Source organism: Clostridioides sp. ZZV15-6388, from assembly GCF_020657755.1.
In the GTDB taxonomy this organism is placed as follows: Bacteria; Bacillota; Clostridia; order Peptostreptococcales; family Peptostreptococcaceae; genus Clostridioides.
Genome location: NZ_JAGWCU010000003.1, coordinates 160871 through 182904 on the forward strand (window position 1 = coordinate 160871; position 22034 = coordinate 182904).

Sequence of the window (22034 nt, forward strand, 5' to 3'; positions counted from 1 at the left end):
AAAACACCATATAATATCAGTAATATACATTATTAGTATTTGACATATATACAAGATGGATTTAAATCTAAAGGGATATTTTTAGTTTTTTTAGGTATTTAGATAGCTTTATTAAGTATATATTTGTTTATAACCTTTGCAACTCCATTTTCATTGTTGGTATCAGTAACATAATCAGCAATTTCTTTTATGCTACTACGTGCATTTCCCATAGCCACACCAAGTCCTGCATATTTTATCATATGTTGGTCATTTTCTTCATCACCAACAGCAATAGCATTTTCTATAGGTATATTTAGATTATTACATAATGTTTGAAGTGCAGTACCCTTATTAGTAGTTTTACCTAAAAATTCTAAATAAAAAGGGGCAGACCTTACTATAGTATATCTATTGAATAAATTTTTAGGAAGTTGTTTTATAATTTCTTCTAATCTTTCTGGTTCATCAACTATCATAACCTTACAGATTTTAATAGATTTATCAATTTTATCTTTGTGTATATACTTAACTTCTATATCATTCAATTTAGCTTCATGAAGTGTGTACTTACCAGGAGTTTCGTTTGGCGTAACTAAATTTGTCATTGTATTTATGTGTATTTTGGTATTATATTTTTTACAAACATTGTTGTATATAAAATCAAAGTCGTCTAAAGTCATCTCTACATCATGTATTATTTTTTCACTTTTAACCTCTTGAATCATAGCTCCATTGAAGCATATAACATAATCACCTTCATCTGTTAGATTTAACTGATTTAAAAGTCCTTTGACACCAGGAAGGGGTCTACCTGTTGTTATAACTACTTTAGCTCCAGCCTTCTTTGCTTCTTGAATAGATTCAAATACTTCAGGAGTAACTTTTCTTTTTGTATTTAATATTGTTCCATCAATATCTAGTGCGATTAATCTGTACATATCAACCTCCAGTAATTTATATCCTCAATTTTCTAATGAAAACGTTGACACAGCTAGTGTTGAACAAAATTTCAGTAGAAAATTTAATGTGTATATTATTATACCAAGAGATAAGCAATTTAGAAAGTTTAATAGTATTAATTTTTTGATAAAGTTATTATTTATACAACATATTCATGTAATATTGTATCTTTTATGAGTATATAAATGTTATCTATAAAAAATGGTATCGTTTGCATTTTGATATAGATATAAGCCTATTATAAAGGTTAATAGTTTTATATACAAACTTTATTAAAGTTTGTACAGTAATTAGTTTTATTCTATAAAATATTGTAATTACAATAATCATATGTTATTATTCAACATGATTACAATGTAAATGTTATTCAAAATAATGAGTTATAAAGTCATAGTAGTATGTAATACATGTAAATAATAGCATGTAATACATATAAAACTATATTTATAAATATAAAGAACAAATTTATAAAGGAGAGTTTTAAATGAAGTTTTCAGAGTTTAAGTATGAAAGACCAAATTATAATAGTATAAAAAAAGAGTTTTTAAAGTGTGTAGAAGAAATAGATAATTCTTGTTGTTATGATGAACAACAAGAAAATATACATAAAATTAATTTGTTGAGAAATAAAATAGAAACGTTGTCAAACATAGCATCTATAAGATACAGTATAAACACTCTTGATAAACTCTATCAAGAGGAAAAAAATTATTGGGATGAATACATGCCTTTATATGAAGAATTAAATTCATATTTTTATAATTCTATAGCAAATTCAAAATTTAAATCTAATTTAAAAAAAGAATTTGGAGAACAATTTTTTACAATAGTGGATTACTCTTTAAAAAGTTTTTCCAAAGAGATAATAAAGGAATTACAAGAAGAAAATAAATTGTGTTCAGAGTATACTAAACTTTTAGCATCTGCACAGATAATGTTTGAAGGAGAAGAAAGAAACTTATCTGGAATGGGAATGTTTATGTGTTCTAGGTCTAGAAAAACAAGAAAATTAGCAAATAAGGCATATTATAATTTCTTTGAAGAAAATGAATCTAAATTTGATGATATATTTGATGAGTTAGTTAAACTGAGAGATAAAATAGCAAAAAAACTAGGTTTTAAAAACTTTGTAGAGCTTGGATATATTAGAATGATGAGAAGTAATTACAGAGAAGATAGGATTGAAAATTTTAGAAAACAAGTACTAAAATATATTGTGCCACTGGCTGATGAACTTTATGAAAAGCAAGCTAAAAGAATAGGTCTAGAATCTTTGAGTTACATAGATGAAGACTTAGAATTTTTAACAGGAAATGCAACTTTAAAGGGTAATTCAGAATACATAATTGAAAATGGAAAAAGAATGTATGCTGAATTATCTAAAGAAACTGATGAATTTTTTGATTTTATGTTGAAAAATGAACTTATGGATTTAGAAACAAAGAAAGGAAAAGGGGCTGGTGGATACTGTACTTATATACCGGATTATAAGTCACCATTTATTTTTTCTAACTTTAATCAAACATCTGATGATATAGATGTATTGACGCATGAGGCAGGTCATGCATTTCAATTGTATATGTCCAGATGGATTGAAATGCCAGAGATTAATTTTCCTACACTGGATAGTTGCGAAATTCATTCAATGAGTATGGAATTTATAACATGGCCATGGATGGAGTTATTTTTTAAGGAAGATACAGATAAGTACAAGTTTACTCATTTATCATCTGCAATTAAGTTTATACCATATGGAGTAGTTGTTGATGAATTTCAGCATTATATTTATAAAAATCCTAATATCGACAAATCAAAAAGAAAAGAAATATGGAGATTTTTAGAAAAAAAATACTTACCACATAGAAAATATGATGATAATTCTTTTTTAGAACGAGGTTGCTGGTGGTTTAAACAAGGTCACATATTTAAAAATCCTTTTTACTATATAGACTACGCATTAGCTCAAATTTGCGCATTACAATTCTGGAAAAAAATGATTAAAGACAAAGAATCTGGATGGAATGATTATATAAACATCTGTAAAGTAGGTGGAACAAAGTCATTTTTAGATATTGTAAGTATAGGAAATCTATATTCTCCATTTGATAATGACTGTATAAAATCTGTTATAGACGATGTAAAATCATGGTTTGATGAAATAAATGACATCAATTTGTAAAAAATTATGAGAAATTTATTCTGTAAGAGCAAAAATTTAAAAAAAATATCTTTCTTACAAAAATAGTTATATTTTTAATCAATACGAAATAATAAACCAAAAAAGATTTGTACTTAAAAAAAAAAGAAAATACAGGAAATATGTAATATCAACATTTGGAAAAAAAGGTAAAAATGTATACAAAATACATATGAAAAAACTATTGCAAATTTTATAGAATGTTTATATACTTAAGTCAACAGAGATAGAAAAAAGCTATTTATAGAAATAAAAGATAAATTGCTAACTTTTCAATTTTCTGAAAATATAATAATCCGGGCGAAGAGTATGGGAGACTGCTTTATAAAAAAGCGACCGAAGGGACAAATTTAATCTTACATACCCAGAAGATTAAATGAAATTCTCAGGTAAAGATGACTGTGCTTGGACGGGTCTCTGAAAATGATTTTAACAGGGAAGACAAATTGGGAGATTTGTTTTTCCTGTTTTTTATTTATCGAGTAATAAATAAAAGTTTGAAAGAGAGTAAAAAGATGATAATAATTACAAATAATCCAAAAGTAAAAGAAGAAGTTCAAGACAGAGAAGTTTTATTTAAAGATACAACTTATATTGGAATCTTAGAAACAAGTAGAGATTTGATACACGAAGGATATGAACTTTTATCTCATCCACTATATGGGAGTGTAAAACCAAATGAAACACCTTATAGAACAATTATACTAAAACAAGGAAATCGTTTGGATATAAACTCTTTAACCTTAATTGAAGAAGCAATCATCACTGCAAGTAAATTTCAGAATAATAAAAAGACTCCAGCATGGACAGAAAGCGTTCAAGATGACTTTAGAGTAATCGATTATGACATATTTTATAATACAATACAAAGAATGCAGTATGAATAAATGAATTTGTTAAAAAGTTGTTAAAATAGCCTAAATATTAAATCTGATTTAATATTAAATAAAAATTAAGAAATTTAATTGGGGAGGATAAGTCAAAATGGAAAATGTGTATGACTTAGTAATAATTGGTTCAGGACCAGCAGGGCTTGCAGCAGGTCTTTATGGAGCAAGAGCAAAGTTGAAAACTCTAATCCTAGAAAAAGATAAGACTGGTGGGCAAATTGTAATAACACATGAAATTGCAAATTATCCAGGGTCAGTTCCAAATGCAACAGGACCAAGTCTAATAGCTAGAATGGTTGAGCAATGTAAAGAGTTCGGAGCAGAAATGTTAAGAGACAACATTGTAGATACTGAACTAGATGGAGATATAAAAGTTTTAAAAGGACAAAAGGCAGAATATAGAGCAAAAGCAGTAATAATAGGAACAGGAGCAACACCAAGAAAAATTGGTTGTCCAGGAGAAAAAGAACTTACTGGTAAAGGGGTTTCATATTGTGCAACTTGTGATGCAGACTTCTTTGAAGACTTTGAAGTATTTGTTGTGGGTGGAGGAGACAGTGCATTAGAGGAAGCAATGTATTTAACTAAATTTGCTAGAAAAGTAACAATTGTACATAGAAGACAAGGATTTAGATGTGCTAAAAGTGTTGAAGAAAAAGCAAAGGCTAATCCAAAGATAGAGTTTTTACTAGATACAGTAATAGAAGAAATAAAAGGTGATGGAATATTAGAATCAGTTGTATTTAAAAACAAAGTTACTGGGGAAACTCATGAGTACTTTGCAGATGAAGAAGATGGAACAATGGGAGTATTTGTTTTCGTTGGATTAGATGCTCAAACTGATTTATTCAAAGGCAAAGTTGATATGGATGAAAAAGGTTATATAATAACTGATGAAGACATGAGAACTAATATACCAGGTGTATTTGCAGCAGGTGATTGTAGATCTAAGACTCTAAGACAGGTTGTAACTGCAACTAACGATGGAGCAATTGCATCTATAGTAGCTGAAAAATATATTGATGAAAAGTTTGAAAACTAAAAAGCTGTAAGGTAAAGTCAATGAATAATATTTAAAATATTAAAATAAAATAAAAATTTTAAGGGGGAACATGAAAATGTTAGATTTAGATAAAAGTACTTTTGATGAAGAAGTTTTAAATGCAGAAGGTTTTGTATTTGTTGATTTCTGGAGTGAAGGTTGTGAACCTTGTAAAGCTTTAATGCCAGATGTTCATAAATTAGCTGAAACTTATGGGGATAAAATAAAGTTCTGTAAAATGGATACAACAAAAGCTAGAAGATTAGCGATAAAACAAAAAGTATTAGGACTTCCAACTATGGCTATATACAAAGATGGAGAAAAAGTAGACGAAGTTACTAAGGATGATGCTACAATTGCTAATATAGAAGACATGATTAAAAAATATCTTTAATATGTTGATATAATATTAACAAAAACAAAGAAAAAATCTATTTGAGTCTAGAAGTAAAATAAAAAGGTTTTTATGTCTAAGTTTGTTAAAAAAATAATTTTAGATAAAATATTTTTTTTACGATAAAGAATTTTTAGTAATAAAACAAATATCAAGACATAAAAACATAATATGGAAACATCTTTAAAAATAAGTTAGAAAATATTGATATAACTTTGAGAAAAACTCAAATGCATATATACAAAATTAAATAACAGGAGGTGCAAGTATGCGTCTTGAATTAGGGAAAATCTTTATAAAAGATATTCAATTTGGTGATGTAACAGAAGTGAAAGATGGAGTATTATTCATCAATAAGCAAGAGATGCTACAAGAAATTGGTGGAGATGAGCATATTAAGTCTATAGATATAGAATTAGCTCGTCCAGGTGAAAGCATAAGAATAACACCTGTAAAAGATGTTATTGAGCCAAGAGTAAAAGTTGAAGGTAATGGGGGAATATTCCCAGGTATCATATCAAAGGTTGACACTGTAGGAGAAGGAAAAACTCATGCTTTAAAAGGTGTAGCTGTTGTAACTACTGGAAAGATAGTAGGTTTCCAAGAAGGTATAGTAGATATGACTGGAGAAGGAGCTAAATATACTCCATTTTCTAAATTAAATAATGTAGTAGTAGTAGCTGAACCTATTGATGGTTTAAAACAATATGCTCATGAGAAAGCTGTTAGAATGATAGGATTCAAAGCAGCAATGTATTTAGGAGAAGCAGCAAGAAATCTTACTCCAGATGAAGTTTCAGTATATGAAACTAAACCTCTTCTTGAGTCAATAAAAGAGTATCCAGAACTTCCAAAAGTAGGATATGTTTACATGCTTCAAACTCAAGGATTATTACATGACACTTATGTATATGGTGTAGATGCAAAACAAATAGTGCCAACATTATTATATCCAACAGAATTAATGGACGGAGCAATTGTAAGTGGTAACTGTGTTTCTGCATGTGACAAAAACCCAAGTTATGTTCATATAAACAATGGAGTTGTTGAAGACTTATATGCAAGACATGGTAAAGATATAAATTTTGTAGGTGTAATTATAACTAATGAAAATGTTTACCTAGCAGATAAAGAAAGATCTTCAAACTGGACTTCTAAGCTATGTAAATACTTAGGATTAGATGCAGTTATAGTTTCACAAGAAGGTTTTGGAAATCCAGATACTGACCTTATAATGAACTGCAAAAAAATAGAAATGCAAGGTGTAAAAACAGTTATAGTTACAGATGAATATGCTGGACGTGATGGAGGTTCTCAATCACTTGCAGATGCAGATGTAAGAGCAGATGCTGTTGTAACAGGTGGAAATGCTAACCAAGTTGTAGTACTTCCTAAGTTAGATAAGGTAATTGGCCATTTAGAAGTAGTAGATGTAATAGCTGGTGGTTCTGATGGAAGTTTAAAAGCTGATGGAACTATTGAAGTTGAAATCCAAGCTATAACAGGTGCAACTAATGAAACAGGATTTGGTCATTTAACTGCTAAAGGATATTAAGATTTATTTCATTAAACGATTTAGTAATATTATGATTGAGTAATATCAATTAAAAAGATTGTAAATAAATCTATCAAAACATAATGAATGTTATAGATATATAAATAATTAGAAATATAATAAGGAGGATTATTATGAGTTTACTTAGTAATAAAAAGGTTCTTATAATAGGTGACCGTGATGGTATACCAGGACCTGCAATAGAAGAATGTGTAAAAACAGTAGAAGGAGCAGAGGTTGTTTTCTCATCTACAGAATGCTTTGTCTGAACAGCTGCTGGGGCTATGGACTTAGAAAATCAAAACAGAGTTAAAGAAGCTGCTGATAAATTCGGAGCTGAAAATGTTGTGATTTTACTAGGTGCTGCTGAAGCCGAAGCTGCAGGTCTTGCAGCCGAAACAGTAACTGCAGGGGATCCAACTTTCGCTGGACCACTTGCTGGAGTTGCCTTAGGATTAAGTGTTTACCATGTTGTAGAGGAACAAATGAAAGAATTATTTGATGACACTGTATATGAAGATCAAATAAGTATGATGGAAATGGTTTTAGAAGTTGAAGAAATAGCAGAAGAAATGTCTGGTATAAGAGAAGAATTTTGCAAATTTTAATGCCTAAAAGCAAAAGGGGTGAAACTAAGAGATGGGAAAACTAAGAGCAGTACATTATATTAATCAGTTCTTTGCTGGTATAGGTGGAGAAGAAAAAGCTGATACTAAGCCACATGTGGCAGAAACTTTACCTCCAATAAGTTTACAACTTGATAAATTATTAGGTGAAGATATTGAAATAGTTGGTACAGTAGTGTGCGGAGACAGTTATTTCAATGAAAATATAGATAGTGCAAGTGAAGAAGTTTTAGCAATGATAAAAGGTTTTGAACCACAACTTTTCATAGCTGGGCCTGCATTTAACGCTGGTAGATACGGAGTTGCTGCTGGAACAATAACTAAAGTTGTAAAAGAGGCTTTAAATATACCAGCTTTAACAGGTATGTACATTGAAAATCCAGGTGCAGATATGTTCAAAAAGGATGTTTATGTAGTAGAAACTTCTGATTCTGCAGCAGGTATGAGAAAAGCACTTCCTAAGATAGCTAAACTTGCAATAAAACTTGCTAAAGAAGAAGAAATTGGAACTCCTAAAGAAGAAGGATACATAGCTAGAGGAATAAGAGTTAACTACTTCCATGAAGACAGAGGTTCTAAGAGAGCTGTTGACATGTTAGTTAAGAAAATAAAAGGTGAGCCATTTGAAACTGAATATCCAATGCCAAACTTTGATAGAGTTGACCCAAGTAATCCTGTAAAAGACCTATCAAAATGCAAAATAGCTTTAGTTACTTCTGGTGGTATAGTTCCTAAAGGAAATCCAGATAGAATAGAATCTTCTTCAGCTTCTAAATATGGAACTTATTCTATAGCAGGAGTTATGGATTTAACAGAAGAAACTTATGAAACTGCACATGGTGGATATGACCCAGTATATGCAAACTTAGATGCAGATAGAGTATTACCTGTTGATGTTCTTAGAGAGTTAGAAAAAGAAGGTGTAATAGGAAAATTACATGAAACTTTCTATACAACTGTAGGTAATGGTACATCTGTTGCAAACTCTAAAAAATATGCTTCTGAAATTGGAGCAGCATTGGTAGCTGATGGTGTAGATGCAGTAATCTTAACTTCTACATGAGGTACTTGTACTCGTTGCGGTGCAACGATGGTAAAAGAAATAGAAAAAACTGGACTTCCAGTAGTTCATATGTGTACAGTAGTACCTATTTCGTTAACAGTAGGGGCTAACAGAATAGTTCCAACTATAGCAATACCTCATCCACTTGGAAATCCAGCACTTGACCCTACAGAAGAAAAAGCCCTAAGAAGAGGCCTTGTAGAAAAAGCATTAAACGCTTTAACTACAGAAGTAGATGGTCAAACAGTATTTGAAAAATAAAAATAACACACATATATATTATATAGATAAAAATATAAACACACACTAAAAATAAAAAATAACTATACACAAAAAAATAATATAGATTTCATGAATGGGTAAATGTGAGTTATTCATTCATGAAATCTTAAAAAATACCAAAATACATAAAAAAAGAATAAAATCAAATATACAATAAAATAAAAATATAATAATTGAAGTCTTTAATGAAATTAAAATTAGGTGTTCATAAAATTTATGGAGGTGCACAAAATGACTTATCCAGTTTTAAAAGGGGCAGGCTATGTACTTATTCATACTCCAGATATGATAGTGCAAAATGGAAGTACTTGTACAGTTGAAAGAGCAACAAATCCAGATTCAGAATTTTTACAAGAAGTAGGTAGTCATATAAGAAGTTACGAGGATGTAGTTAACTACATGCCAAATCAAGTTTACATAGGAAACAGAAGACCAGAAGAATTAAGAGATTTACCAATGCCATGGTGTGAACAAAAAGTTGAGGGAACTAGAAATGGTAAATTTGGTGAAATAATGCCTCAAGATGAGTTTATAGCTTTAATGCAAATAAGTGATGCATTTGACTTAGTAAAGTTGTCACAAGAATTTATTGATGAAGTAAAACCAAAAATCGAAAATAACTACCCTGAAATTGCACCATTTGTAGGGAAATTAAAGGGTGATGATATAGAAGAAGGTAAGGAATTAGTAGCAACACACATAGCAGAAGGATTATACCATGATGGAAAATTCGTTGGCTATGTAAAAAGAGCACATGATGTAGATGTTAACTTAAATGCTCATACAATGTTTGAAAATTTAGTAGTAAAAGCATCTGGAGTTTTATCTGCTATTCAAATGCTAAGACATAGCAAAATAGACCCTGCTGAAATAGATTATGTTATTGAGTGTTCAGAAGAAGCTTGTGGAGATATAAACCAAAGAGGTGGAGGAAACTTTGCTAAATCAATAGCTGAAATAGCTGGACTTCAAAACGCAACTGGTTCTGATACAAGAGGATTTTGTGCAGCACCAACACATGCATTAATTCAAGCTGCAGCTTTAGTAAAATCTGGAATACACAAAAATGTAATGGTAGTAGCAGGTGGAGCAAGCGCTAAACTTGGAATGAATGCTAAAGACCACGTTAAAAAAGGTCTTCCTGTACTTGAAGATGTTGTTGGAGGATTTGCAGTACTTGTATCTGAAAATGATGGTATAAACCCAGTTATAAGAACTGACTTAACAGGTAAGCATACAGTGGGAACTGGTTCTTCACCTCAAGCAGTTATGACAGCACTTATAACTTCAGGTCTTGATAGAGCTAATTTAAAAATAACAGATGTTGATGTATATTCAGTTGAAATGCAAAATCCAGATATAACTAAGCCAGCAGGAGCAGGAGATGTTCCAGAAGCAAACTACAAAATGATAGGTGCACTTGCTGTTAAACGTGGAGACTTAGAGAAGAAAGAATTAAAAGATTTTGTAGCTAATAAAGGATTACCAGGATGGGCACCAACTCAAGGACATATACCATCAGGAGCTCCTTATATAGGATTTTTAATAGATGATTTAACTACAGGAGATAGAAATAGAGCTATGATAGTTGGAAAAGGTAGTTTATTCTTAGGAAGAATGACTAATTTATTTGATGGAGTATCTTTTATAGCTGAAAGAAATACAGGTGTTACTGAAGAGACTTCAGGAATATCTAAAGATGAAATTAAGAAGATAATAGCTGAATCTATGAAAAAACTAGCATTAGATATGTTAGAAGAATAGGGGTGAGGATATGTCAAAAAAAGTAATCGCAGATGTATTCTTAGAAGTAGCTAATGCAATAGAAAGCGGCGAATTTGGCAAAAAAATAAGAATTGGTGTGACTACACTTGGAAGTGAACATGGTGTAGAGAACATGGTTAATGGTGCACACTTAGCAAAATCTAATTTATTTGATATAGTACTTATTGGACCAAAGGTGGAAACTGACCTTGAAGTAGTTGAAGTTAATGATGAAAAAGAAATGCATGGAAAAATGGAAGAATTATTAGACTCAGGATATATAGATGCTTGTGTTACTATGCATTATAATTTTCCAATAGGAGTATCTACAGTAGGTAGAGTAATAACTCCAGCAAAAGGAAAAGAAATGATACTTGCAACAACAACAGGAACAAGTGCTACTAATAGAATAGAAGCAATGGTAAGAAATGCTATTTATGGTATTGCTACAGCCAAATCAATGGGAAATAAATGCCCAAAAGTTGGAATACTTAATGTTGATGGAGCTAGACAAGTTGAAAAAAGTTTAAAAGAGTTAAAAGATAATGGATATGATATAGAATTTGCGGATTCAATTAGAGCAGATGGTGGATGTGTTATGAGAGGTAATGATTTACTTGTAGGTGCACCTGATGTTATGGTTACTGATACATTATCTGGAAATATATTTATGAAAGTATTTTCTTCATATACTACAGGTGGAGACTATGAAGCTCAAGGCTTTGGGTATGGCCCTGGAGTTGGAGAAGACTATGATAGAAGAGTACTTATAGTATCGAGAGCATCAGGTTCTCCAGTAGTAGCCAATGCATTAAAATATGCTTATGATGTTGTAAAGGGAGAAATAAATAATATTGCAAGAAGTGAATTTGCAAAAGTTAAAGGTGCAAAATTTGATGATATTATAGCTTCTCTTACTAAAAAAGAAGTTAAAACTGAAAAAGTAGAAGTTAAAATGCCAGATAAAGAGGTTGTTACTCGTCAAATAGCTGGTGTTGATATAATGGATTTAGAAGATGCAGTATCTGAACTATGGAAAAATGGAATCTATGCTGAAAGTGGTATGGGTTGTACAGGGCCAATAGTTCTTGTAAATGATGCTAAAGGTGATTTAGCTGTTGAAACTTTAATCAAGGCTGGATACACTGCAAAATAAATATAAATTATACATGTAAATGAAGAACATATAGTTATAGTCTTTTAGGCTATAACTATATGTTCTTTTTGTTACTCAACTTATATTATTTTTATTACCAAAGTAAGGATATAAAGATAATTAAATATTTATAAATTATAACTTATAAAACAGAAATATCATGAATTTGTATCATAATAATATTTCTGTTTTATTTGTCGTTACTTATGCTAAGTAAAAAATCAGTGGAAATATATAAATAATATTAATAATATATGAAAAATTTTTAGAAGTAAAGTATCTATAAGATAAAAAATAACATTATTAGTGGTATAATATAATTAAAATAAAAAATATTTTTTGGAGGCAAAATCATGAGTAAAGTAGAAAAAGTAGTAGAATTGTTAGAAGCTAAGGGACTTGATGCATTATACTTAACAAAAAAAACGAATGTAAATTACATAAGTGGCTTTCCTGATGAAGAAGCATATGCAGTTATTTGTAAAGATGGAAATTTTTTAGTTACTGATAGTAGATATATGGAGCTTGCGGAAAATGTTTGTAAAGGTTTTGAAATTGTAAACTGGCATAATTTTGATAGAAGTGTGGCAAAAGCTGTAAAAAGTGTATGTGATAAAGTAGGTATAAAAAAGCTTGGATTTGAAAGAACAAATATCGTATTTGATAAATATGAAGAACTTAAAAATCTAGTTGAACAAGATGGAGGAGAATTGATACCTACAGAAAATATTGTAGAGACTCTTAGATATGTAAAGGACGAAGAAGAAATTAAAAATACAAGGAAAGCTTGTGAAATAGCTGATAAAGCGTTAGAAGAATTGGTTCCACATATAAAAGCTGGAGTTACTGAAATAGAATTAGCTACAAAACTAGAATATTTTATGAAAATGAATGGAGCTCAAAATATAGGATTTGAAACTATATTGATATCAGGAGCAAAAACTTCATTACTTCATGGTAAACCAAGTGACAAGGTTATAGAAAAAGGTGACTTTGTACTTATAGATTATGGAGCTATGTACAATGGATATATTTCTGATACAACTAGAACTTTTATAGTGGGAGAAGCATCTGAAAAACAATTAGAGATTTATAATTTAGTTAGAGAAGCACAAGATGTTGGAGTTGAAAACATGAAGGCTGGTGTACATGCTACAATTCCAGATGCAGAAATAAGAAAAGTTGTTAAGAAATATGAAGATTACTATTATCAAGGGATAGGACATGGGGTTGGAAGAGATGTTCATGAAGAGCCTTTTATTGGTAATTATGGTGATAAAATAATAGAAGAAGGATGTATAATAACAATGGAACCAGGTATTTACTTCCCAGGATGGGGAGGAGTTAGAATAGAAGATACTGTTTTAATTACAAAAAATGGACCAGAAAGGTTAACTAAATTCCCTAAAGATTTGATGATTTTAGACAAATAATTTGATTTTTATATAATTTTTTACACAAAATAATATTGTAATCTCACCATTAAGCCCTCTCTACATATCTTAGTAAAGAGGGCTTAATTTTATTATGTGAGGTGATAATATCTATGAATAAAAAACATAAGTTTATGAAAAACATAAAAAAAGCCTGGTATAAAATTAAATTAATAGATAGATGTCTTATAATTGTCATGGCAATACTCATGTTTGAATCTATATACAATTTGTTTGTAAATGAAGTTAATTCACAAGATACTAGCACTATTGATGTAGTAGTAAGAACTACTTCAGCAGCGATATTTGGATACTTTTTAAGTGCTAATTTTATAAGTAGAGCTTCAAGAAAAGTTACAAATACGGATGCATATTCAAATATTTTTATAGATGATAATTCTTCTAATAAAGGTCAATTACCAAGTCAAAATAATATAATGAATGTGAAAAATACTATTGGATTTGAATTAGAAAGTGACAATTATCAAAATAATGATAAAAAAGTGACTGTTAATAATGGTGAAGAGATTGAAGAAGGAGAAACTAGTGAATTACAAATTGTTATAGCTACTGTGATTTGTGTAGTAGCATTAATAGTACTTTTTATTGTGAGAAATTTTACAACACCAGCAACCGCATCTCTAGGAACTATTTCCCAGATGAGAGATTTTGTATCTGGATGTGTGGGTTTTTTGTTAGGTTGTCCAAGTAAACCTAATTAAAAATATGAGTATTAAAATAGATAAAATTAATATTAAAGGTATCAGTATAATAATATTTAAGTTATGAGTGTATATCATTGTAATTCTTTTAAGATAATATATTTTATTGTTATACTGATACTCAAAAATACTTATAATATTTATCAAAATATGTATAATGCTGTATTTACATAATATGTAGAAATATTAATTTATATGAATAGAAGCCATATATTCAATAAAAAGTTTCATACTATGAGATATATATTGATGTTTTCTCCAAAGAACACCAATATTAGCAGTAATTGCACGTTCTAAAGGAATTGAACAGAGATTTTCGGTATTTTGAAATATTTCTTTATATAGTATCGTTGAAGCTAAATCATTTTCTAATAAATAACGAATAGTAGAAAGCTGATTTGAGTGTAAAATTATATTTGGTTTAACCTTCTCAAGTCTTTTTGTAATAATTTTGTAGTGATAAGAACCTTCAGATAGTATGACAAAAGGAATATTTTTCAACATATAGTTTGAAATAATGGACTGTTTTGCTAATTCATTTTTAGGATTTGTAACTAAATATAATTCTGTTTTATAGATTGTTTTTGAATCTATATCATCATAAATATCACTATCAATTATACCAATGCAAAAATCAAGTGTAGATTCTTCAATCATTTTGGCACCAACGAAGGTTGGAACTTCAAAAATTTTAAGCTCAATATCTGGATAAATTACATTAAATCTAGGTAGTATCTTTGAAAGTAAAAAAGTACCTAAAACTGTAGGAATTCCTATTTTAAGAGATGCTTTTCTTTTTTTTCCTAAATCTAGTGCATCACTTTGAAAATCTTCAAATTGTCTCGTGAAATTTTTTGCCTTATCTAAGAAGAGCTTCCCCTCAGGAGTTAAATCTATTTTATTACCTATTCTAAAAAAAAGTTCAAAACCGAGTTCTTTTTCCAATTCTTTAATAGCTAAGGTTATAGATGGTTGAGAAATATGAATACTTTCTGCTGCTTTAGTCATGTTTTTATATTTACAAACAGTCTGGAAATAATATAGATAATTTATGTTCATTGGTTAATAGTTCCTTTCATTTATGTAATTAGTGACAAGTATATAATTAACAACAATATAAGTTTTGTATATTATTGTAAAAAAATAGAATAGTTTTAAACTATCATATCATAAGTTTTTGATATTTTCAATCTATTAAGAATAGTGCTATTATTAAATTAACAAAAGATAACAGCTGACATAATTTAAGTAACAACTATTTGAAACGTAGTTATATCAATGAATATTAAAAATTTAACTATCTAAAAATAATTAGTATTTATGTAATTTAATTGTCAACTAAATTGTAACATAAAAAACTAACATTAGAGATATGAAATTTTTTTAATCAGAAATGTTAATTTAATAACAAAATATAATTTTGCAAAGTTTGTAAAGAGGGGAGAGATATATTTTTTAATAATTATCGTTAATTTAATAACAAAAAATGAAAGGGAGTGGTTTGGTGAAGTTTGAGTTAATGGATTTTTTAATGAACCCTTTTGTCCTTATGTTTGCTGCTGTAATTACAGGAATATTATTTGGAAAAATTAAATTTGGGAAGTTTAATTTTGGAGTGTCAGGAGCATTATTTACAGGATTATTTATTGGATGGTTTGTGTATAGCTTAGGAAATTCAGTAATAGCAAAAGGAGAGACAACAGCAGGGTATAAGGCAGCAACTATCATGATGGGTAATGGAATTATTTCTTCTGATTTCTTTGATTTTTTTCTAATTATATTTGTTGCAGCAGTTGGTTTATTAGCTGCTAAGGATATGAAAGCCGTACTTAAGAAGTATGGGGCTAGATTTGTAGTTTTAGGAGTTCTTATAACTTTTATAGGAGGCTCTATGACTTATGCAATGACTTTGTTATCAAGTAATAAAGGAAGTAGTGCGTATGAGGTTTCTGGTGTTTATACAGGAGCATTAACAAGTTCACCTGGTCTAGCTGCTGCTTTAGAAACAGCTGGTAAACATGCAGAAGATGTATCAAAAGAGTTTGAGAAAGCATCAATAGAAGATAAAAAAGAAATATTAAAAGTAGTTGACCCAGAGGGAAAATTGGATGTAGCTACAACTACATCACTAACTCAAGAGCAAATAGATAAGTATATCGCATATGCTGAAGCAGGTGTTGGTATAGGGCATGCAGTTGCATATCCTTTTGGAGTATTAATAGTAATTTTAGGAGTAAATTTCCTTCCTAAAATATTTAGAATGGACCTCAGAGAAGAAAGAAGAAAATATGAAAAAGAAATGAAAGAAGCTAGAGATAGTGTTGGTGGTAAAACGATACCAGAAGTTCCATTTAATATAATAACATTTTTCTTAACATGTCTTGCTGGATATTTGGTTGGAGGAATACACGTGTTCATGGGGCCATTAGGATACTTTACATTAGGGGCAACTGGTGGTTCTCTAATTGTATCTCTAGTACTTGGATATGTGGGTAAGATAGGTGTAGTAAATTTCAGAATGGAAGAAAAAGTATTAAATATTCTAAAACAAATAGGGCTAGTATTTTTCTTAGCAATAGTTGGATTAAGATATGGTGGTAAAGTAGTTGATTCAATTATGACATCTGGTATGCATCTAGCTTTAGTAGCCATAGTAGTAGGAATTACAGCTATGATGATTGGATTTTTAGTTGGTAAGTATGTATTCAAACTAAATTGGATTTTACTATCAGGAGCTGTCTGTGGTGGTATGACATCAACACCAGGGCTTGGAGCTGCTGTTGATGCTCTTGATAGCGATGACCCAGCAGCAGGATATGGTGCTACATATCCATTTGCACTGTTAACTAAAGTTATATTGGTTATAGTTTTACACAAACTTCCAATGTAAATAAGACTTTATATGGGGGGATATTTATGAATAATGAAGGAGTATTTGAAGAATTAAGCGAAAGATTAAGAAATAAAAAATTATGTGATTTAATTATGAATGCAGATGAGGCTGCCAAAATTATAAATGATGGGATGGTTGTTGGACTTAGTGGATTTACACCTTCAGGTTACCCAAAAGCAGTACCATTAGCGGTTTCAGAAAGGGCTAAAAGTGGAGAGAAGATAAAATTGACTGTGTATTCAGGAGCATCTTTAGGTCCAGAAGTGGACGGAGCATGGGCAGAAGTAGGTATAATTGAAAGAAGACTTCCTTATCAGACTAATTCAATACTTAGAAACAGTATTAATAAAGGTGATGTCAATTATATAGATATGCATCTAAGTCATTCTACTCAATTTTTAAATTATGGGACTATACCTAAAATAGATGTAGCTATAGTAGAAGCACTTGCAATAACTAAAAATGGGGATATTATACCTACTAGTGGTATAGGAAATTCGCCATCCTTTATAAAAAGTGCAGATAAAGTGATAGTTGAAATAAATCTTGCAAAACCAATGGAAATGGAAGGAATGGCAGATATATATATCACAGAAAATCCTCCAAACAGGAAACCTATAGCAATAAATCATCCTAAAGATAGAATTGGAACAACATATATACCTTGTGGATTAGATAAGATTGCAGGTATAGTAATCACTAATATGCAGGATAAGACACGTCCATTGGGTATTGTAGATGAAGCTTCAAAAAAGATATCAAATAATATTATTGCTTTTCTGAAAGAAGAAGTAAAATCAGGTAGATTGTCAAAAAATTTACTTCCTCTTCAATCTGGTGTAGGAAGTGTAGCAAATGCAGTTTTATATGGACTATGTGAATCTGAGTTTGAAAATTTAACTTGTTATACAGAGGTTGTGCAGGATTCAATGTTGGATTTAATAAGAATGGGTAAAGTCACAATGGCATCAACTACATCCGTAAGTCCATCACCTGAAGGATTAATAAAATTTGAGAATGATATAGATTTCTTTAAAGATAAGATTATATTGAGACCTCAAGAAATTAGTAATAATCCAGAAATAGCTAGGAGAATTGGTGTAATTGCAATGAATACTGCAATTGAGGTTGATATTTACGGAAATGTAAACTCAACTCATATCATGGGGTCGAAGATGATGAATGGAATCGGTGGTTCTGGTGATTTTGCTAGAAATGGAGCAATAACTATATTTAGTACTGAATCAATTGCAAAAAACGGTGATATATCGTCAATAGTACCTATGGTATCTCATGTAGACCACACTGAACATGATGTAATGGTAATTGTAACAGAGCAAGGGTATGCTGATTTAAGAGGTCTTGCACCTAGAGAAAGAGCTGTTAAGATAATAGAAAATTGTGCTCATCCAGATTATAAAGAGCAACTTATGGATTACCTAAATAGAGCATGTCAAAATGGAGCAAAACAAACTCCTCATATATTAGATGAAGCTTTATCATGGCATAGTAAATTTATGAGTACAGGTACAATGAAGAAGTCAGAAACTTTTAAAAGTGCATTATAAAAATATTTAATAAATTGGAGGAATATTAAAAATGGAAAAAGCAGTAGAAAACTTTGAAGATTTAAGCAAAGAATATATTAATGGATACATTGAGAGAGCTAGAAAAGCTCAGAGAGAGTTTGAATGCTATACTCAAGAACAAGTGGATAAAATAGTGAAGATAGTTGGAAAGGTAGTATACTATAACGCTGAATATTTAGCTAAACTTGCAGTAGAAGAAACTGGAATGGGTGTATATGAAGATAAAGTAGCTAAAAATAAAAGCAAAGCGAAAGTTATATACAATAATTTAAAAGATAAGAAATCAGTTGGTATAATTGACATAGATAGAGAAACAGGAATAACAAAGGTTGCTAAACCAATTGGTGTTGTAGCAGCAATAACTCCTTGTACAAATCCAATAGTTACACCTATGAGTAATGCTATGTTTGCATTAAAGGGAAGAAATGCAATTATTATAACACCACATCATAAAGCAATTGGATGTAGTACTAAGACTGTTGATATGATTAATGAAGAATTAGAAAAAATCGGAGCACCAGAAAATCTAATACAAATACTTGACCAACAATCAAGAGAAAATACGAGAAATTTAATTTCATCAGCAGATGTAGTAATTGCTACTGGTGGAATGGGAATGGTAAGAGCTGCATATTCAAGTGGAAAGCCAGCTCTTGGTGTAGGAGCAGGAAATGTCCAATGTATCATAGACAGAGATGTAGATATTAAAGAAGCAGTACCTAAAATCATAGCTGGAAGAATATTTGATAATGGTATAATTTGCTCAGGTGAGCAATCAGTGATAGTAGCAGAAGAAATGTTTGATAAAGTAATGGATGAATTTGAAAGTAACAAAGGCTTTATAGTTAGAGATAAGGCACAAAAAGAAGCTTTTAGAAATGCCATGTTTGTCAATAAATCTATGAATAAAGATGCAGTAGGGCAATCAGTTCATGCAATTGCAAACATTGCAGGTGTTGAAATACCAAAAGATACAAAAATAATAGTGATAGAAGCAGATGGGCCAGGTGAAGAAGACATACTTGCAAAAGAAAAAATGTGTCCAGTTATATCTGCATATAAATATAAAGACTTTGAAGAAGGTGTAGCTATTGCAAAAGCAAATCTAAATGTAGAAGGAAAAGGACATAGTGTATCTATACATTCAAATACAATTAAGAATATAGAATATGCAGGAGAAAATATAGAAGTATCAAGATTTGTAATCAATCAATGTTGTGCTACAAGTGCTGGAGGAAGCTTCTTTAATGGTCTTGCACCTACAAACACTTTAGGTTGTGGTTCTTGGGGAAATAATAGTATTTCTGAAAATCTTGATTACAAACATTTAATTAATATTTCTAGAATTGCTTATTATATGCCAGAAAATGAAGTACCTACAGATGAAGAGCTTTGGGGATAAAATTCAAGTATAAAAAAGTATTCATTCTAAATTAAAATAGAAATATATTTTAATCTAAAATGAATCTAAACTAAAAATGAATTTAATTTAAAAAATTGAGAGATGAACAAAAGAAGGAAGTATTATAAATTAACATAAATAAAAATTATTATAAAAAAGAAGGAGTGGTTTTATTATGGCATTAATGACAGGAGCTCAATATATTGAAAGTTTGAGAAAATTAAATACTAAAGTTTATATGTTTGGTGAAGAGGTTAAAAATTGGGTTGACCATCCAATGATTAGACCATCTATAAATTGTGTAGCAGCTACTTATGATTTGGCACATGACCCAGAATATGCAGATTTAATGACAGTTACTTCAAATATTACAGGAGAAAAAATAAATAGATTTGGTCATCTTCATCAAAGTACTGATGATTTGATAAAAAAAGTTAAAATGCAAAGACTATGTGGTCAAAAAACAGCTTCTTGTTTCCAAAGATGTGTAGGTATGGATGCTTTTAATGCGGTATATTCAACAACATTTGAGTGTGATAAAGCACATGGAACTAATTATCATGATAATTTTGTAAAATACTTAACTTATATACAAGAAAACGATTTAGTAGTTGATGGAGCTATGACTGACCCTAAAGGAGATAGAGCATTATCACCTAGTGCTCAACCTGACCCAGATATGTTTCTTCATATAGTTGAAAGAAGAGAAGATGGAATAGTGGTAAGAGGAGCAAAAGCACATCAAACTGGCTCAATAAATTCACATGAACATCTTATAATGCCTACTATAAGTATGACTGAAGCAGATAAAGACTATGCTGTATCATTTGCAGTTCCTTCAGATGCTGAAGGTGTGTTTATGATTTATGGAAGACAATCTTGTGACACTAGAAAATTAGAAGAGGGAGCAGATGTTGATTTAGGGAATAAGGAGTTTGGAGGCCAAGAAGCTCTAGTAGTATTTGATAATGTATTCGTTCCAAATGATAGAATTTTCTTATGTGGAGAGTGGGATTTCTCTGGTATGTTGGTAGAAAGATTTGCTGGTTATCATAGACAAAGTTATGGTGGATGTAAAGTTGGAGTAGGTGATGTAATAATAGGAGCAGCAGCTTTAGCAGCTGATTACAATGGAGCAAATAAAGCTTCTCATATAAAAGATAAATTAATAGAAATGACTCACCTTAATGAAAGCTTATATTGTTGTGGTATAGCATGTTCATCAGAAGGACATAAGACAGAGGCTGGAAACTATCAAATAGATTTACTTCTTGCAAATGTATGTAAACAAAATGTAACTAGATTCCCTTATGAAATAGTAAGACTTGCAGAAGATATAGCTGGTGGGCTTATGGTTACTATGCCTTCAGAAAAAGACTTTAAATCAGATGTTAAAGTTGGAACAAGTGGAATGACAATAGGTGAAGTATGTAATAAATATTTTAAAGCTTCTTCAGTAGCTTCAACAGAAGAAAGAATGAGAATATTAAGATTCTTAGAAAATATATGTCTTGGTTCAGCTGCTGTTGGTTATAGAACTGAGTCAATGCATGGAGCAGGTTCACCACAAGCACAAAGAATAATGATTTCAAGACAAGGAAATATAAATCAGAAGAAAGAATTAGCTAAGACAATTGCAGGAATAAAAAAAGAGAAAGCTCTAAATTTATAAAAAGTTGATATATAAATGGGAAGATATATCGACTTATACTAATTAATGAAAAAATATATCGTATAAGAATAATTATGAAGTAGTAGTTTGAGTTATAAAAAGAGATTTTTAGAAGGAGAATTTACACATGACCTGTGGAGTTAGATTTTGTGGGGGCTGTAACCCTAGATACGAAAGAGGGAAGGCTCTTGCAATAATCAAAGAGCACTTCAATGGTAGAGTAGATTTTAGTGTAGCAGAAGAAGATGTAGAATATGATTTATTACTTATAATTGGAGGATGCACAACTTTATGTGCATCCTACCAACAATATAAAGTTAAAAAATCATATATTAAAATTTGGGATTTTAGTCATATAGAAAGAGCTATAAATATAATAGAATCAGCAATTTGTGAAGCTTAAATAAGAGTT

The 22034-nt window shown here is 30.2% G+C and carries 18 protein-coding genes and 1 riboswitch; of the genes, 16 read left to right on the forward strand and 2 right to left on the reverse strand.

What is annotated here, in order from left to right; all coding sequences use genetic code 11:
- Positions 1 to 98 precede the first annotated feature (98 nt).
- Positions 99 to 920 carry a sugar-phosphatase gene (gene yidA / locus KGF48_RS03520; protein ID WP_227829260.1) on the reverse strand — a complete coding sequence of 274 codons (822 nt, stop codon included), beginning with the start codon at positions 918 to 920 and terminating at the stop codon, positions 99 to 101.
- Between the two features lie 506 nt (positions 921 to 1426).
- Here yidA and KGF48_RS03525 point away from each other — a divergent pair.
- From KGF48_RS03525 to KGF48_RS03575, 11 genes are all read left to right on the forward strand, one after another.
- Entirely contained in the window at positions 1427 to 3121 is a 1695-nt protein-coding gene (locus KGF48_RS03525; protein ID WP_227867746.1) for a M3 family oligoendopeptidase, read from the forward strand.
- A 318-nt stretch (positions 3122 to 3439) separates the two neighbouring features.
- Positions 3440 to 3551: riboswitch (glycine riboswitch) on the forward strand.
- 103 nt (positions 3552 to 3654) lie between these two features.
- Complete coding sequence (locus KGF48_RS03530; RefSeq protein WP_227829258.1) at positions 3655 to 4026, forward strand: GrdX family protein; 372 nt, start codon at positions 3655 to 3657, stop codon at positions 4024 to 4026.
- Between the two features lie 97 nt (positions 4027 to 4123).
- Positions 4124 to 5071 (forward strand): thioredoxin-disulfide reductase, encoded by a 948-nt coding sequence (trxB, locus tag KGF48_RS03535; protein ID WP_227432680.1) that lies wholly within the window; start codon positions 4124 to 4126, stop codon positions 5069 to 5071.
- A 76-nt stretch (positions 5072 to 5147) separates the two neighbouring features.
- Positions 5148 to 5465 carry a thioredoxin TrxA gene (gene trxA, locus KGF48_RS03540; RefSeq protein ID WP_227867747.1) on the forward strand — a complete coding sequence of 106 codons (318 nt, stop codon included), beginning with the start codon at positions 5148 to 5150 and terminating at the stop codon, positions 5463 to 5465.
- A gap of 268 nt (positions 5466 to 5733) precedes the next feature.
- Positions 5734 to 7020 (forward strand): glycine/sarcosine/betaine reductase component B subunit, encoded by a 1287-nt coding sequence (locus KGF48_RS03545; protein ID WP_227829257.1) that lies wholly within the window; start codon positions 5734 to 5736, stop codon positions 7018 to 7020.
- A gap of 134 nt (positions 7021 to 7154) precedes the next feature.
- Positions 7155 to 7628, forward strand: a complete 474-nt coding sequence (gene grdA, locus KGF48_RS03550; protein ID WP_227829256.1) for a glycine/sarcosine/betaine reductase complex selenoprotein A — start codon at positions 7155 to 7157, stop codon at positions 7626 to 7628.
- 31 nt (positions 7629 to 7659) lie between these two features.
- Complete coding sequence (grdB, locus tag KGF48_RS03555; RefSeq protein ID WP_227839261.1) at positions 7660 to 8970, forward strand: glycine reductase complex selenoprotein B; 1311 nt, start codon at positions 7660 to 7662, stop codon at positions 8968 to 8970.
- Between the two features lie 252 nt (positions 8971 to 9222).
- The gene (grdC, locus tag KGF48_RS03560) at positions 9223 to 10755 is read left to right on the forward strand and encodes a glycine/sarcosine/betaine reductase complex component C subunit beta (RefSeq protein WP_227839260.1); all 1533 of its coding nucleotides are present in this window, start codon (positions 9223 to 9225) and stop codon (positions 10753 to 10755) included.
- Positions 10756 to 10765: 10 nt separating this feature from the next.
- Positions 10766 to 11911: a glycine/sarcosine/betaine reductase complex component C subunit alpha gene (gene grdD / locus KGF48_RS03565; protein WP_227829253.1), complete on the forward strand. Its 1146-nt coding sequence runs from the start codon at positions 10766 to 10768 to the stop codon at positions 11909 to 11911.
- A gap of 353 nt (positions 11912 to 12264) precedes the next feature.
- Positions 12265 to 13344: a M24 family metallopeptidase gene (locus KGF48_RS03570; RefSeq protein ID WP_227829252.1), complete on the forward strand. Its 1080-nt coding sequence runs from the start codon at positions 12265 to 12267 to the stop codon at positions 13342 to 13344.
- A gap of 113 nt (positions 13345 to 13457) precedes the next feature.
- Complete coding sequence (locus tag KGF48_RS03575; RefSeq protein WP_227829251.1) at positions 13458 to 14066, forward strand: hypothetical protein; 609 nt, start codon at positions 13458 to 13460, stop codon at positions 14064 to 14066.
- A gap of 186 nt (positions 14067 to 14252) precedes the next feature.
- On the opposite strand, the gene KGF48_RS03580 is transcribed toward KGF48_RS03575, so the two are convergent.
- On the reverse strand, positions 14253 to 15125 hold the full coding sequence (locus KGF48_RS03580; RefSeq protein ID WP_227829250.1) for a LysR family transcriptional regulator: 873 nt from the start codon (positions 15123 to 15125) through the stop codon (positions 14253 to 14255).
- Between the two features lie 427 nt (positions 15126 to 15552).
- On the opposite strand from KGF48_RS03580, the gene KGF48_RS03585 reads away from it, so the two are divergent.
- The 5 genes from KGF48_RS03585 to KGF48_RS03605 all read left to right on the forward strand — a co-directional run bounded on the left by KGF48_RS03585 (position 15553) and on the right by KGF48_RS03605 (position 22025).
- Entirely contained in the window at positions 15553 to 16956 is a 1404-nt protein-coding gene (locus KGF48_RS03585; protein ID WP_227829249.1) for a hypothetical protein, read from the forward strand.
- 26 nt (positions 16957 to 16982) lie between these two features.
- Positions 16983 to 18527 (forward strand): acetyl-CoA hydrolase/transferase family protein, encoded by a 1545-nt coding sequence (locus KGF48_RS03590; protein ID WP_227839259.1) that lies wholly within the window; start codon positions 16983 to 16985, stop codon positions 18525 to 18527.
- 31 nt (positions 18528 to 18558) lie between these two features.
- On the forward strand, positions 18559 to 19950 hold the full coding sequence (locus KGF48_RS03595) for an aldehyde dehydrogenase family protein (RefSeq protein WP_227829247.1): 1392 nt from the start codon (positions 18559 to 18561) through the stop codon (positions 19948 to 19950).
- A gap of 175 nt (positions 19951 to 20125) precedes the next feature.
- Positions 20126 to 21622: a 4-hydroxyphenylacetate 3-hydroxylase family protein gene (abfD, locus tag KGF48_RS03600; RefSeq protein WP_227829246.1), complete on the forward strand. Its 1497-nt coding sequence runs from the start codon at positions 20126 to 20128 to the stop codon at positions 21620 to 21622.
- A 127-nt stretch (positions 21623 to 21749) separates the two neighbouring features.
- Positions 21750 to 22025: a hypothetical protein gene (locus KGF48_RS03605; RefSeq protein WP_227432694.1), complete on the forward strand. Its 276-nt coding sequence runs from the start codon at positions 21750 to 21752 to the stop codon at positions 22023 to 22025.
- Positions 22026 to 22034 lie beyond the last annotated feature (9 nt).

What these genes read in the sequence shown, in the direction of transcription:
- yidA (WP_227829260.1), bottom strand. Translation starts at nt 920, where the DNA reads ATGTACAGATTAATCGCACTAGATATTGATGGAACAATATTAAATACA.
- KGF48_RS03525 (WP_227867746.1), top strand. Translation starts at nt 1,427, where the DNA reads ATGAAGTTTTCAGAGTTTAAGTATGAAAGACCAAATTATAATAGTATA.
- KGF48_RS03530 (WP_227829258.1), top strand. Translation starts at nt 3,655, where the DNA reads ATGATAATAATTACAAATAATCCAAAAGTAAAAGAAGAAGTTCAAGAC.
- trxB (WP_227432680.1), top strand. Translation starts at nt 4,124, where the DNA reads ATGGAAAATGTGTATGACTTAGTAATAATTGGTTCAGGACCAGCAGGG.
- trxA (WP_227867747.1), top strand. Translation starts at nt 5,148, where the DNA reads ATGTTAGATTTAGATAAAAGTACTTTTGATGAAGAAGTTTTAAATGCA.
- KGF48_RS03545 (WP_227829257.1), top strand. Translation starts at nt 5,734, where the DNA reads ATGCGTCTTGAATTAGGGAAAATCTTTATAAAAGATATTCAATTTGGT.
- grdC (WP_227839260.1), top strand. Translation starts at nt 9,223, where the DNA reads ATGACTTATCCAGTTTTAAAAGGGGCAGGCTATGTACTTATTCATACT.
- grdD (WP_227829253.1), top strand. Translation starts at nt 10,766, where the DNA reads ATGTCAAAAAAAGTAATCGCAGATGTATTCTTAGAAGTAGCTAATGCA.
- KGF48_RS03570 (WP_227829252.1), top strand. Translation starts at nt 12,265, where the DNA reads ATGAGTAAAGTAGAAAAAGTAGTAGAATTGTTAGAAGCTAAGGGACTT.
- KGF48_RS03575 (WP_227829251.1), top strand. Translation starts at nt 13,458, where the DNA reads ATGAATAAAAAACATAAGTTTATGAAAAACATAAAAAAAGCCTGGTAT.
- KGF48_RS03580 (WP_227829250.1), bottom strand. Translation starts at nt 15,125, where the DNA reads ATGAACATAAATTATCTATATTATTTCCAGACTGTTTGTAAATATAAA.
- KGF48_RS03585 (WP_227829249.1), top strand. Translation starts at nt 15,553, where the DNA reads ATGAAAGGGAGTGGTTTGGTGAAGTTTGAGTTAATGGATTTTTTAATG.
- KGF48_RS03590 (WP_227839259.1), top strand. Translation starts at nt 16,983, where the DNA reads ATGAATAATGAAGGAGTATTTGAAGAATTAAGCGAAAGATTAAGAAAT.
- KGF48_RS03595 (WP_227829247.1), top strand. Translation starts at nt 18,559, where the DNA reads ATGGAAAAAGCAGTAGAAAACTTTGAAGATTTAAGCAAAGAATATATT.
- abfD (WP_227829246.1), top strand. Translation starts at nt 20,126, where the DNA reads ATGGCATTAATGACAGGAGCTCAATATATTGAAAGTTTGAGAAAATTA.
- KGF48_RS03605 (WP_227432694.1), top strand. Translation starts at nt 21,750, where the DNA reads ATGACCTGTGGAGTTAGATTTTGTGGGGGCTGTAACCCTAGATACGAA.